Annotated in this window: 14 protein-coding genes; 12 read left to right on the top strand and 2 right to left on the bottom strand. The window is 52.6% G+C overall.

Translation table 11 applies throughout. The features are described 5' to 3' along the window. The first annotated feature begins 3 nt into the window (after positions 1-3). Genes AC6CHQ_RS14335 through AC6CHQ_RS14380 form a run of 10 tightly spaced genes read left to right on the top strand, consistent with a single transcriptional unit; the run spans position 4 to position 9,353 of the window. On the top strand, positions 4-1,272 hold the full coding sequence (locus AC6CHQ_RS14335; RefSeq protein ID WP_498081907.1) for a (Fe-S)-binding protein: 1,269 nt from the start codon (positions 4-6) through the stop codon (positions 1,270-1,272). 44 nt (positions 1,273-1,316) lie between these two features. Continuing rightward, on the top strand, positions 1,317-2,321 hold the full coding sequence (locus AC6CHQ_RS14340; RefSeq protein WP_498081908.1) for a DctP family TRAP transporter solute-binding subunit: 1,005 nt from the start codon (positions 1,317-1,319) through the stop codon (positions 2,319-2,321). A gap of 30 nt (positions 2,322-2,351) precedes the next feature. Further along, a complete protein-coding gene (locus AC6CHQ_RS14345; RefSeq protein WP_498081896.1) occupies positions 2,352-2,840 on the top strand; it encodes a TRAP transporter small permease in 489 nt (162 codons plus the stop codon). Further along, entirely contained in the window at positions 2,837-4,159 is a 1,323-nt protein-coding gene (locus tag AC6CHQ_RS14350; protein ID WP_498081897.1) for a TRAP transporter large permease, read from the top strand. Before AC6CHQ_RS14345 ends, AC6CHQ_RS14350 begins: the two co-directional genes overlap by 4 nt. Positions 4,160-4,178: 19 nt before the next feature. Then, entirely contained in the window at positions 4,179-4,925 is a 747-nt protein-coding gene (locus AC6CHQ_RS14355) for an SDR family NAD(P)-dependent oxidoreductase (protein WP_498081898.1), read from the top strand. Further along, positions 4,918-5,403: a PPC domain-containing DNA-binding protein gene (locus AC6CHQ_RS14360; RefSeq protein WP_498081899.1), complete on the top strand. Its 486-nt coding sequence runs from the start codon at positions 4,918-4,920 to the stop codon at positions 5,401-5,403. Before AC6CHQ_RS14355 ends, AC6CHQ_RS14360 begins: the two co-directional genes overlap by 8 nt. A 1-nt stretch (position 5,404) precedes the next feature. Next, on the top strand, positions 5,405-6,886 hold the full coding sequence (locus AC6CHQ_RS14365; RefSeq protein WP_498081900.1) for a class I adenylate-forming enzyme family protein: 1,482 nt from the start codon (positions 5,405-5,407) through the stop codon (positions 6,884-6,886). After that, complete coding sequence (locus tag AC6CHQ_RS14370) at positions 6,883-8,019, top strand: thiolase C-terminal domain-containing protein (protein WP_498081901.1); 1,137 nt, start codon at positions 6,883-6,885, stop codon at positions 8,017-8,019. The genes AC6CHQ_RS14365 and AC6CHQ_RS14370 overlap by 4 nt, the downstream gene beginning before the upstream one ends. After that, the gene (locus AC6CHQ_RS14375) at positions 8,016-8,324 is read left to right on the top strand and encodes a Zn-ribbon domain-containing OB-fold protein (protein ID WP_498081902.1); all 309 of its coding nucleotides are present in this window, start codon (positions 8,016-8,018) and stop codon (positions 8,322-8,324) included. The genes AC6CHQ_RS14370 and AC6CHQ_RS14375 overlap by 4 nt, the downstream gene beginning before the upstream one ends. 57 nt (positions 8,325-8,381) lie before the next feature. Continuing rightward, positions 8,382-9,353 (top strand): bile acid:sodium symporter family protein, encoded by a 972-nt coding sequence (locus AC6CHQ_RS14380; RefSeq protein WP_498081903.1) that lies wholly within the window; start codon positions 8,382-8,384, stop codon positions 9,351-9,353. Between the two features lie 54 nt (positions 9,354-9,407). On the opposite strand, the gene AC6CHQ_RS14385 is transcribed toward AC6CHQ_RS14380, so the two are convergent. Continuing rightward, complete coding sequence (locus AC6CHQ_RS14385) at positions 9,408-9,947, bottom strand: helix-turn-helix domain-containing protein (RefSeq protein ID WP_092049672.1); 540 nt, start codon at positions 9,945-9,947, stop codon at positions 9,408-9,410. A 134-nt stretch (positions 9,948-10,081) separates the two neighbouring features. Here AC6CHQ_RS14385 and AC6CHQ_RS14390 point away from each other — a divergent pair, with 134 nt between their 5' ends. Next, entirely contained in the window at positions 10,082-11,410 is a 1,329-nt protein-coding gene (locus AC6CHQ_RS14390) for an MFS transporter (RefSeq protein WP_498081904.1), read from the top strand. Positions 11,411-11,438: 28 nt separating this feature from the next. Continuing rightward, positions 11,439-12,434: an ornithine cyclodeaminase family protein gene (locus tag AC6CHQ_RS14395; protein ID WP_498081905.1), complete on the top strand. Its 996-nt coding sequence runs from the start codon at positions 11,439-11,441 to the stop codon at positions 12,432-12,434. 377 nt (positions 12,435-12,811) lie between these two features. Here the strand turns inward: AC6CHQ_RS14395 and AC6CHQ_RS14400 are convergent. Further along, positions 12,812-13,025: integrase core domain-containing protein (locus AC6CHQ_RS14400; protein ID WP_498081906.1), on the bottom strand; the 214-nt coding region annotated here is incomplete at its 5' end.

The following is a 13,025-nucleotide window of genomic DNA, read 5'->3' on the forward strand; positions in this document are numbered from 1 at the left end:
AAGATGAAAGAAAGCTTTGTTGAACATGTCAGCGAGGAGTTGCTGACAGATTGCATGAGGTGCGGTTTTTGTCTGCCGGCATGTCCCACCTATGTCATGACCGGACAGGATGAGGCCCATTCCCCCCGGGGAAGGATTTCTCTCATGAAAGCCCTCAGGGACGGACAGGTCCTCTGGGATGGCAGCATTGAAGATTCGCTTGATGTCTGCCTCGGCTGCCGAGCCTGTGAGCCTGCCTGTCCGGCAGGTGTCCAATACGGCACGTTGCTTGAGGAAGCACGCCATGCGGTGCTCGATGCCAAACAGCCCGGATTAAAAGAACAAGTCGTCCGGAAAATCGTGTTTGACGGATTGTTCGCCGACCAGAAAAAGATGAAGCGCACTGTGGGACTGATCCGGCTCTACCAGGCGACGGGGATCCAAAAAGTCGCCCGTGCATCCGGCGTGATGAAGCTCTTGCCCAAGCAGATGAGTGAGATGGAGCGGGTCTTGCCGCCGATCAGGCAGAAGCCAAAACAGGCCCAGCCAAATCAGACTTACAAGGTCGCTTTCTTTACCGGGTGTCTGATGGACACGATGTTTCAGGAAACCAACAGCCGAACCATCGAACTGCTTGAAATGGCAGGTTACGAAGTGGACATCCCCGCCAATCAGCAATGCTGCGGCGCTCTTCACGGACACAGCGGAGAAATCCCGAAAGCCAAGAGAAATGCAGAAAAGAACATTCTGGCATTTAATCACCAGGACTATGATTTTATCGTCCAGAACGCAGGGGGCTGCGGGGCCTTTCTCAGTGAATACGGGAAGTTGCTGGACACTGACGAGGCGAGAGCTTTTTCCGGCAAGATTGTCGACATCTCTACTCTCTTGATGAAAGCGGGCTTTGACAGGCAATTGCAGGCTATCAGCAAAGTAGCCCAGGCGGTCGTCACCTACCAGGATTCCTGCCATCTCAGAAATGTGAATGGCGTTTGGGAAGCTCCAAGGACATTGATCGGATCCGCTCCCGGATTCACCTTTATCGAGATGCCGAATGCGGCCGGCTGCTGCGGGTCCGCTGGTATATATAATCTCTTGCAACCGGAAATGTCTGCGAAGATTCTGGCGGAGAAAATGAAAGGGGTGAAACAGGTCGGGCCATCCGTGATCGTAACTTCAAATCCGGGTTGTCTGCTGCAGATGAAAGTGGGGATCGAACGCGAAGGGTTGTCCGGACAGATGGAAGCGGTGCACATTGTGGATTTCCTCTATGAATCCATGAAAAACAATTAAAGGGGCGAAATGATTTGAAAAAAACGAAGAGATCGGTATTCGGCATGATCGGCTTGTCTGCCATGCTCTTACTCGGAGCATGTGGGGGCGGAGCATCATCGGAAGATGAAGCAAGTGCCGGAGGAGAAGCGAAAAACTATGACCTGAAAATGTCCGTCACAGTCGCAGACAGCTCGACTTGGTATGAAGCTGCCGAGAAACTGAAAAACGACCTGGCGGAAGAAACAGACGGCCGCATCAATATTGAGCTTTTCGCAAATGAACAGCTTTCGGGCGGTGATTCCGGGAAAGCGGTAGAAGGTCTTTCAAAGGGAACCATCGATCTGACCTTTAACTCCACTATCATTTATTCCATTCTGGATGATCGTTTTGGTGTGGCCTCGGCACCGTTCCTCTTCAGCACGCTGGATGAAGTGGACCAAGTGTTTGACGGTGAAGGCGGAGAAATGCTGAAAGACATTCTTGCGGAAAAAGGGGTTCATGCACTCGGATATGGCGAGAACGGATTCCGGCAGCTGACAAATAGCGTAAAAGAAGTTAAAGGGCCAGAAGATCTCAGCGGCATGAAGCTCCGGATTCCTGGCATCACGATGTATACAGACCTGTTCAGGGAACTGGGGACAGATCCTGTCACGATGACCTTCTCCGAAGTCTTTACATCACTTCAGCAGGGCACGATCGACGGCCAGGAAAACCCTGTTGATGTCATCTACTCCTCGAAACTCAATGAAGTTCAGGACTACATGACAATGTGGAACTACTCATATGATCCGCTTGTTCTTGGCATCAACAAAAAGCTCTATGATTCCATGAGCGAGGAAGACCAGGAACTCTTTGACCGTCTCGGCAAGGAAGCGGCTGAATACCAGGTGAAAATCGCACGTGAACGCGAAGCTGAGCAGATTGAAGAACTCAAAGCTGCAGGCATGAAACTCTATGAACCGACTGAAGAAGAAATTGCAGCATTCCGTGAAACTGTCCAGCCTGTCTATGAAAAGTATGAAGATATCTGGGGAGCGGACCTGCTGAAAGCATTCCAGGAACGATAAGGGGAGAACCAAATGAAGGTCCTAGATCATGTGGAAGAGTTCATCATCGCAATTGCCATGCTCGCCATGACGGTCATCGCATTTGCCAACATCATCGCCCGCAACTTCGCGGAATTCTCATTTTCTTTCACAGAGGAATTGACCATTAATTTGTTTGTTCTGCTTACCTTTGTAGGGACAGCCATGGGGGTGCGCAAATTTGCGCACCTCGGCTTTACCCTTTTGTATGACATTGGTGGAGCAAGCGTTAAGAGAATCATGATTGCCATTTCCACGATTGCTGGACTGGTGCTGTTTGGCGTGCTGTTCTGGTACGGAATCCAGACAGTGATGTTCCAGATAGATATGGGACAAAAAACGCCGGCCCTTGGTATGCCGCAATGGATCCTGACAATGGCACTGCCTTTTGGATCCCTGCTTTGTATCATCCGCACTGTTCAGGTGTGCCTGATTGAATGGAAGTTGGACGGAACGGATCCGGCCGACCTTGAGAAAAGCAGGAAGGGGGAAATGCAATGACTGCGCTCTTATTGTTCGGTGTATTTTTCCTTCTTGTTTTCTTGAGGGTTCCGATTGCGGTCTCCCTCGGTATCTCTTCATTGATCGTCCTCGTTTCCAATAATGGGGCGTTCGGCCTTGAAGCGATCACGGACATCATGTATACAAGTGTGGCGAAGTTCACGCTTTTGGCCATTCCGTTCTTTATTCTGGCAGGCGTGATCATGGAGCACGTCGGGATTTCAAAACGACTGATTGATTTTGCGCAAGCCATGGTCGGCCATGTCAGGGGCGGAATCGTGTTCGTTACAGTCCTTGTGGCCATCTTCTTTGCGGCAATCTCAGGTTCGGGCCCGGCGACCGTGGCGGCAATCGGCGGCATTCTGATTCCAGCAATGGTGAAAAGCGGCTATCGGAAAGAAACGGCGGGTGCGCTTCTTGCGAGTTCAGGTGCGATCGGCATCATTATTCCGCCATCAATCGCATTCATCGTTTTTGCGGTCGTAGCGGGTGACCAGATTCCGGTCACGATCAACCGGATGTTTTTGGCTGGTGTCATCCCGGGATTGCTGATCGGGACAGCGTTCATCTTAGCGGCTTTATATGTACGTTGGCGTGAAGAGAAAAAAGGAATTTTCCATGCTGATGAAGGGGCGGTCCGGAAAGCGACCGGTAAAGAAAAATGGGATGCTTTTGTCAAAGCATTGCCGGGTCTTTTCATTCCGGTCATTATCCTGGGAGGAATCTACGGAGGGTTTTTCACTCCTACAGAGGCCGCAGTTATTGCCGTGGTCTACGGACTGGTCGTGGGGGCGTTTGTATTAAGGGGGAATCTTCTCAGAGGGATGTATCGGATTTTTGTCGATGCGGCGCTGCAGACAGCTGTGATTATGATCATCGTCAGTGCGGCTTCGGCGTTTGCCTACATCATCACCACTGAGCAGATTGCCAGGGACATCTCGACAGCACTCCTGGAAGCGTCAAGCAACCCTATCATTATCCTCTTGCTGATCAACGTCCTCCTGCTGATTGCCGGTGCATTCATTGATGCGATTTCGGCTTACTACATTTTTGTGCCGATCCTTCTTCCTGTCATGATTGCACTTGAAGTCGATCCTACCGTATTTGGCGTCTTCATGACGGTCAACCTTGCCATCGGCTTGTTCACTCCTCCGGTAGGATTGAACTTGTTCGTTGCAGCGAGCATTTCAAAATCGAGCATTGTCGATATTTCCAAAGCGGCATTGCCGTTTATAGTCGCAGGCATCATCGTCTTGCTCATGATCACGTACATTCCGGCTATTTCAACATTCCTTCCGGATCTGCTGAACGTTAAATAACAACTTGGGGGTAGGGGACATGAAATTTTCAAAAGAAGTTGCCATCGTTACAGGGGCTGCAAGCGGAATCGGGCAGGCGGTGGCGATCCAACTCGCGCAACAGGGGGCAAAGGTTGTTCTGGTTGACCTGAATCCTTGCCAGCAGACAATCAGCCAGTTGGGGGAAGCTGATTACCTGGAGTGCCTCGGAGATATCCGAAACAAAGAATTTGTCCGCGCGACGGTGGATCGGACCATCGAGCGCTTTGGAGAAGTCCAGATTCTCGTGAACAACGCGGGAACCGCCAGCCGTCTGGATCTGGAAGATATGACGGAAGACATGTGGTACCGCGATCTGGACACAAACCTGAAGGCCACCTTCCTCTTTATGCAGGCTGTTATCTACCCGCATATGAAAGAAGCCGGATATGGGCGGATCATCAATATCAGCTCCATTTCCGGGATGAACGGGGGAGTTGTCTCGGGCGGTGAGAAAAATGGCCGCTCCGGCCCTGCATACTCCGCTTCAAAAGGAGGCGTTATCGCCCTCACCAAGTGGGTCGCAAAGGAAGTAGGAAAGTACGGCATTACTGTGAATTCGGTGGCACCGGGCGCTACGGCAACAGCCATCACGGCAGGAGTGAAATATGATACGTCCGGCCAGGTGATCGACCGGATGGGCACACCGGATGATATTGCGGATGCAGTGCTTTACTTTGCTTCGAAAAATGCCGGATACACCACATCCCAGGTTCTCAAGGTGGATGGAGGCTACAGCATTGGATAATCACCTTTTTCAGGCTTTCTACGATGAGCAGACGAACCGGGTCATCGGCCGCCTTAAAAAGGATTGTGACTTGTTTGGCGGCGTCAAGGCAGTGTGCAGTGAATTTGACATCAGGGGAGGTCACTTCCAGTGCATCGGTTCACTGACGCAAGCGGCTTTTTATCAGGTGGTCAAAGATGAAAAGTCTGCGGCTGGGATTCGATATTCCGAACGCAAGGTCTCCGACTCTCCTGTGGAACTGCTTTCCGCAAGCGGATTTGTGGGGGTGGACAGAGCAGGCAAGCAAGATGTCCATATGCACGGAGTCTTCGTGGATAGTGACGGCAAAGTGAGCGGCGGACATTTTCTAGACGGGGAGAACCCAGTCGCCATTACAATCGAATTCGTCCTTTTCCCGATCAGTGAAGTGGAACTCACCCGCGGGAAAGACGAAGCCTATGGCGTACCTATTTTCCAATTTTCGAAAGGCGGTGCGTGAGATGGAAACACTCAGCAAATTGGCAGTAAAGGCAGCGGAAGCCAATCCGGATAAAGTCGCGGTGAAAGACCGGGACAGGTCCATCACGTATGGCGAACTTAAATCCCGGACGCTTGCGCTTTCCCATTATCTGAACAAACGCGGGATTGTAAAAGGGGACCGTGTGGCTGTTCTCATGAAAAACAGGATGGAACATATTGAGCTGGATGTGGCGCTTGCGCACGGGGGAATTGTGAAGGTGCCGCTGAATTACCGGCTGCATCCAAAAGAATTGGACTACCAGGTCCGTGATGCGGGTGTGTCCCTTGTAATCGGCGAACCTGAACTGCTTGAAACGCTAAGCGATGACCTCCCTCTTCTTCCGGTAGGCGAGCCTTACGAACAGGCAATCAGTGATCACATGGGGGCTTCTTTCATTGAAGAGGTTGATGAGGACGACCTGTTTGCGATTATGTATACATCCGGCACGACCGGAAACCCGAAGGGCGTCATGCTGAGCCACCGGAATATGATTGCGGGGGCATTGTCACTTGCACAGGTATGTGAAGTTGACTATGACGATATTGTCGGCCATGTTGCACCTCTTACGCACGGAAGCAATTTTTTAAGCCACGTTTCATGGCTATATGGTCTGACTCAGGTTGTCTACGACAAGTTTGAGGCAGAGCATTTTCTGGACCGGCTTGCTGCGGATAAGGTCAGCATTATCTTCATGGTGCCGACCATCGTTAACCTGATGATCCAGGATCCTTCGTTTGATGCAGAAAAGCTGCGCCATGTGAAGTCCATCAACATGGCAGGTTCTCCGATCGCCGCTGCAAAGCTTCAGGATGCCCTGGACAAGGCGGGCACCATTTTCGTGGAGACGTATGGGCAGGTTGAAGCACCGATGTGCATTACGATGATGCCGCGGAACGAGCTGCCGAAGCGGCTGGCATCGTGCGGGCGGATCGGACCGTTCGTAGACATGAAAATAGTGGATGAAGCCGGTGAAAAAGTGAAAAACGGCGAAGTTGGAGAGATTGTCTGTAAAGGGTCTCTCGTTATGCAGGGCTACTGGAACAACGAAAAGGCCACCGAAGAAACGCTCAAGGATGGATGGCTGCATACAGGGGATCTCGGATGGCGTGATGAGCAAGGCTATCTCCACATCGTTGACCGGAAAAAGGATGTCATCATTTCCGGCGGGGTCAACATCTACCCTCGAGAGGTGGAAGAAGTCCTGAATAAGCATGACGGGGTGAAGGAAACTTGTGTAATCGGCGTGGAAGATGAGAAATGGGGAGAAAATGTCGTCGCTTATGTTGTGCCCAACGGACGACGCGAGGTAGTGGAAGACGATTTGGCAGCGCTCTGTAAAGAACATTTGGCAAGCTTCAAGAAGCCGAAGGAAATTCATATTGTGGACGCTCTGCCGAAGAGTTCATACGGCAAAATACTTAAGCGAGAGCTGAAGGCCATGCATGCGGGGGTTAAGTCATGACGACAAACACATATATTCACGGAATTGGAATGACCAAATTTGGCACACACGAAGACCGGACACTGAAAGATCTGTTGCTGGATGCCAGCCGGCAGGCTTTGGAAGATGCCGGCCGTCCCAAAGTGGATGCCGTCTTCGTGGGCAATTTCCTTGCGGGGAGCATGTCCAACCAGGAAATTCTCGGGGCGATTGTGGCAAATGACCTCGGGCTAGGTTTTGTGCCGACTGCGAAAGTAGAAGGGGCCTGCGCCTCGGGCGGTATCGCGCTCCGGCAGGCTGTACTTGCTGTGATGAGCGGTGAGCATGACACGGTCCTCGTCGCGGGTGTGGAGAAGATGAAGCATGCCAAGACTGCAGAGGTTACACAAGCCATCAATGCGGCAATGGATACGGATTCCAGTGAAAAAAGTGCCGGCCTTACGTTCCCGGGATTTTTCGGAGTGCTGGCCAACCGCTACTTCCATGAAACTGGAGCAACCAAGGAACATCTGGCCATGGTGGCGCTGAAGAACCGGGAAAATGCGATGAATAATCCACTTGCGCAATTCTCCAAAGCAACCAGTCTGGAAGAGATCATGAACGCCCGGATGATCACGGAGCCGCTGGGGCTGTTTGATTGCTCGCCCATGACAGACGGTGCTGCGGCTCTTGTCATCTCCAGGAAGCCGAGCGGCATTCACATCAAAGCTTCCTCACTGGTTTCCGGTCCGACACAGATGCAGGATGCAAACGACCTGCTGTCGATTCCGGCAATCGGGGAATCGGGCCGCCGGGCATATGAAAAAGCAGGCCTCGGTCCGGAAGATATCGATGTGGTGGAAATTCATGACTGCTTCTCGATGACCGAAATGATCGCAATCGAAGAACTCGGCTTTTTCCCGCGGCTGGAAGGCTGGAAGGCTGTGGAGAAAGGCCTCACCAAGGCGAATGGGGAAAAGCCGGTCAATACGAGCGGCGGCCTTCTTTCAAGGGGCCATCCGATCGGCGCCACCGGAGTTGCGCAGATCTATCAGCTCGTCAGGCAGTTGCGTGGTGACGCGGCCAACCAGGTGGAAGGCGCGCGAATCGCACTCGCACAAAACCTGGGCGGTACCGGTTCGTATTCTGCCGTTCATATTCTGGAAAGGGTGTGAAGAAACTGAAAGTCTATTCTTGCTGTGGACACGAGACCGTAGTAAAGAGAGTTTACTGCCCGTCATGCGGGACAGACGGAATTTCCGAGCGGGAAGTCGAGGATAAGGGGAGCATTTACAGCTTTACAAAGATCCATGTGCCCCCGTCTGAATTTGCCCATCTGGCACCCTATTATGTGGCACTGGTCCAGCTGGACGGGACCAGCGCAAAGGTAACTGCCAGAATGACCGAAAACATTGAGATCGGTGACAAAGTGGAATTGGACAAAGTGGAAGACGGGGCCTATCTGTACAAAAGAGCTTGATGATGCAGCCTGTGCTGACGAGAGTGCAGGCTCTTCGCTATTGAAGGAAGTGAACATGTGAGTAACATAAAAGCGATCATTTCCAAATATCTGCCGTTCTGGATCTTATTTTGCGCCATCATTGCTTATGTGTTTCCTGGGGCATTCTCAGGAATCAGGGAATGGACATCGGTTGGTCTGGGAGCCATTTTTCTCTTCATGGGAATGACCCTGGCCACTTCTCATTTGGTTGAAACGGTCAAGAAACCCAAAACCGTATTGATCGGCGTCATGATCAAATGGACCATGACCGTCACCATTTCAGTCGGTCTCGCCTACATCTTTTTCAGGGATCAACCGGAGCTTGCAACGGGTACGATTCTGGCAGGAACTGTACCAAGCGGAACGACGGCCAATCTCTTTGCCCTTCTTGCAGGAGGGGATGTGGCACTCAGCATTGCCATGGCAACGACTGACACCTTCCTGGCTCCGCTGCTGACGCCTGTCCTTACCCAGTTCTTTGCGGGGCAATTCATTCCTGTGAGCTTCTGGGCGTTGTTCATTAATATTATTCTGATTGTGTTGCTGCCTCTGACCACAGGGTTGTTCCTGAAATGGAAATTCACCAAAGCGGTGGAGAAGATACAGCCATATACACCGCTTTTATCTCAACTGGCGCTGTTCATCGTCGTGCTTTCGGTGATTTCAAATGCGCAGCAAGTGCTGAGTGAAAACCTCGGTTTGATTCCTTTGATAGCGGTGGTCGTGCTTTTTCAAGTGTCAGTGCCGATGGTTGGGGGGTATCTGATTGCCAGGCTGATTGGGATGAAGGAGCGGCATGCCCGTTCTGTGTTATTTCATGTGGGCATCTGCAATACGGCACTCGCCGCCACTCTTGCCCTGGAGCATGTCAGTGCACTTTCCGCGGTTCCGGCAGTATTGAACATGGTAACCAACCTTACCCTTGGCGCTGCAATCGCCAACTTCTTTCAGAAAAGGGGCGAGGAAGGAATTCAGCTGCCCAAGCTTAAATCACCCAGACAAGCTTGAGCTTGGATTCTCGATTACAAATGAACCTCCGGGGGCGCACTGCCCTCCGGAGGTTCATTTTTTTGTATCAGAGCTGACGCAGAGAAACACAGTCCGTCCGTCACTCCGGTTGTACCAGTAATGGGAATCTCCGGCGTCATAGAAAAGCGAGCCGCCGGGGGTGAGTTCGGTCAGTGACTCTCCGACTTCCACGGTAAGTTTGCCTTCCAAGACATAGACGAATTCCTGGCCGGCATGGGTGATAGGCTGGCCGCCGTTCTCGCCGGCTTCCAATGTGACCTGCATCGGCATGAAGTCAGGCGAGCTGAAGCCGGGCGCAAGATTACGGTAGTGTACACCGTAGGCAGCGATGCGTTCGGCCATGCCCAATCCATCTTGTTCCGGAATGCCGGCTTCCTCTTCGAAGAAGTGGCCGGGACTGACGCCGAGGGCGACGGAGATTTTCTTGAGGGATTCCAGCGTCGCGGAAGATTTGCCGCGCTCCAGCTGGGAAAGGAAGCTGATGGAAAAGCCGGTTTCTTCCGCCACCTGTTTCAGCGTCTTCTGTTTTTCCTTGCGGATGCTTTTGATTTTCAGGCCAAGTGTAAGGTCCAATCCAAACTCTCCTAATTATCTAAAAATAAGATTGACAACGTTTTCAAGCTCACTTATGATGGTAGCATAAATTGAAGTGTCACTTCAATTGAAGAGGTGCTTCAACTTTTATATGGGGATTAGGGGGAAGTTATATGAAAGACAAGGACATGAGGCGCGTGCTGATCGCCAGCCTCGTCGGAAGCTCCATCGAGTGGTTCGATTACTTCCTGTATGGTACGGTCGCAGCACTCGTCTTTAATACCATGTTCTTTGTGGCGGAAGATCCGTCGATCGGATTGATTCTGGCGTATGCATCATTTGCGCTGTCGTTCTTTATCCGGCCGCTTGGCGGGGTGATCTTCAGCCATATCGGGGACAGGATAGGACGGAAAAAAACGCTCGTTCTGACGCTTAGCCTGATGGGGATCGCGACATTTGCGATGGGGCTATTGCCGACGTACTACGCAATCGGTATCTGGGCACCGATCCTGCTGATCACGCTGCGCCTGATCCAGGGGCTCGGCATCGGCGGGGAATGGGGCGGTGCGATGCTGCTCGCCGTGGAATATGCACCAAAGGACCAGCGGGGCTTTTTCGGTTCCGTGCCGCAGATGGGGGTCACGATCGGCATGGTTCTCGGGACTCTGGCGCTGTCCGTCATGACGTTGCTGCCGGAAGACGCGTTCATGAGCTGGGGCTGGCGCGTGCCATTCCTTCTGAGTGCGCTGCTCGTCATCTTCGGACTTTGGATCCGCAAGGGGATCGAGGAGACGCCGTCGTTCAAAAAGGTACAGGCGGAAGGTTCGGCACCGAAAGTGCCGCTTGTCCACACACTCAAGCACCATTGGCGTGAAGTACTGATCGCGGTCGGAGCAAAAGTCGTAGAGACGGCGCCGTTCTACATCTTCGGGACATTCGTCGTATCGTATGCCACAAGCAATGTCGGCCATACGAACAGTGAAGTGCTGAATGCGGTCATGGTCGCGACGATCATCACGACGATCCTCATTCCTATTATGGGCAAGCTGTCCGACAAGGTCGGACGCAAGCCGCTGTATATCTGGGGAGCGGTTGGCATGATCCTGTTTGCCTTCCCGTACTTCTGGATGCTTCATGAAGGGTCCAACATCATGATGTTCCTCGCGACCATCATCGGGCTCGGCATCATTTGGGCGCCGATCACGGCCGTGCTCGGAACAATGTTCTCGGAAATCTTCTCCGCGGAAGTGCGGTACACGGGCATCACGCTCGGTTATCAGATCGGTGCAGCGGTGGCCGGGGGCACGGCTCCGCTGATCGCGACAGCACTTCTGATGCAGTTCAACAACTCCTACGTGCCGGTCGCACTCTACATCATCTTTACAGCAGTTGTTTCACTTGTCGCCATCTGGGCCGTGCGTGACCGGAGCAACCAGCTGCTGGATGAGCAAGCATCTGAAGCTCAAGGCAAGGCGAACATCATAGAAAAGCAGCTTGTCTGATTCGGCTGCCACAAAAGGTGGAATTGAAATGATCATCATGAATGAACAGCAGATTATGGGCATGTACGGGATGGACGATGCGATCCCTGATGTGGAAGCGACGCTCAAGTCGCTTGCCGATGGAAAAATCGACAACCCGCTCCGAACGGTTATCGGGTTCCCGGAGCGGAGCGCTTCAGTCCTCTACATGCCATGCGCGGATCTTTCGGAAGGGATAGCGGCGAGCAAGACCGTCTCGATCTTTCCGGAGAATCCGAAAGCGAACGGACTGCCGACCACACAGGGCGTCGTCCTCGTGACCGATGCCACGGACGGCAGACATTTGGCGACGCTGAATGCGTCGTACCTCACACGGCTGCGGACCGGGGCGATGAGTGGTCTGGCGACAGACCGCCTCGCCAGGCAAGAGGCGTCGGTCCTTTGTGTGATCGGGACCGGCGGAATGGCTTACGAGCAGGTGCTCGGTGTGCTGGCCGTACGGGCAATCCGGGAGATCCTTCTCGTCAATCCAACCCGATCTAAGGCGGAAGCATTCGGCGAGCGTCTCCGGAGGGAAGGAAGAATTCCTGAGGATGTGACGGTCGAAATTGTTGTAGACGTCAATGAGGCGGTAAAGCGTGCGGACATCATCAACTGTGCGACGCGCTCCGAGACGCCGGTGTTTGACGGGGAAGCGATTATTCCCGGCACGCATGTAAACGGGGTCGGGTCCTATCAGCCGCATATGCAGGAAGTGGACGAGACATTCATCCGCCGCTGCTCGAAAATCATCGCCGATGATCTGCACGGTGTGCGGGAGGAGGCAGGGGAACTGATCCATGCCGACCGTTCTGGAGCCTGGTCATTTGATGACCTGCACGGTGAACTGGTGCACCTGGTGACCGGTGAAGCAGCCGGCCGCGAGGGGGTAGAAGAAATTACTTTCTTCAAATGTGTAGGCGCCGCTTATTACGACCTGGCAGTGGCCCAGGGAGTTTACCGGAAAGCGAAAGCCGGCGGGCACGGTGTGCAAGTAGAAGTATAAGAGGAAAAGGGCCGGCAGGGATGCCGGTCTTTTGTTGTGCAGTATGTGGACGTTTACCGCAGAGTGAAGGAAGCTGATAAAAGCCGTCATCCAGAAATCTGGTGACGGCTTTTGCAATGAAACTTATTAATGATTTCGGGGCACGGCATGTGCCTGCCTGTTGCGGTTTCGTCATTCACTCTTGAAGTTTCGTCATTCGGCCGTCCGGTTTCGTCATTCAACCAATTATGGACTTATGTCAAGAAAACGGACACGTAATTCTTAGGTAGATAGGAGGTCTAAACCCCTACCGCGCTTCGCTTGGTGCGGCAATGTGGTCGAACGATTCCATTTGGAATCATTCGACCACACAGCCCTGTTGAAGATAACTTGAATGCTCAAGCAGATAGGTCTTCCCGGATTTTTTGCAGCTCAAATTCCACCGGGGAAAGATAGCCCAGCGACGAATGGATCCGTGCCGTGTTATAGAAATGATCGATGTAATTACGGACTGCTCTTTCCGCTTCTTCCCGGTTCACTCTGCCCAGACGGTAGATCAATTCTTTCTTTAAAGTAGCGTGAAAGGACTCGATGCAGGCGTTGTCCCAAGGA

It is taken from the genome of Bhargavaea sp. GQ12, from assembly GCF_059758705.1.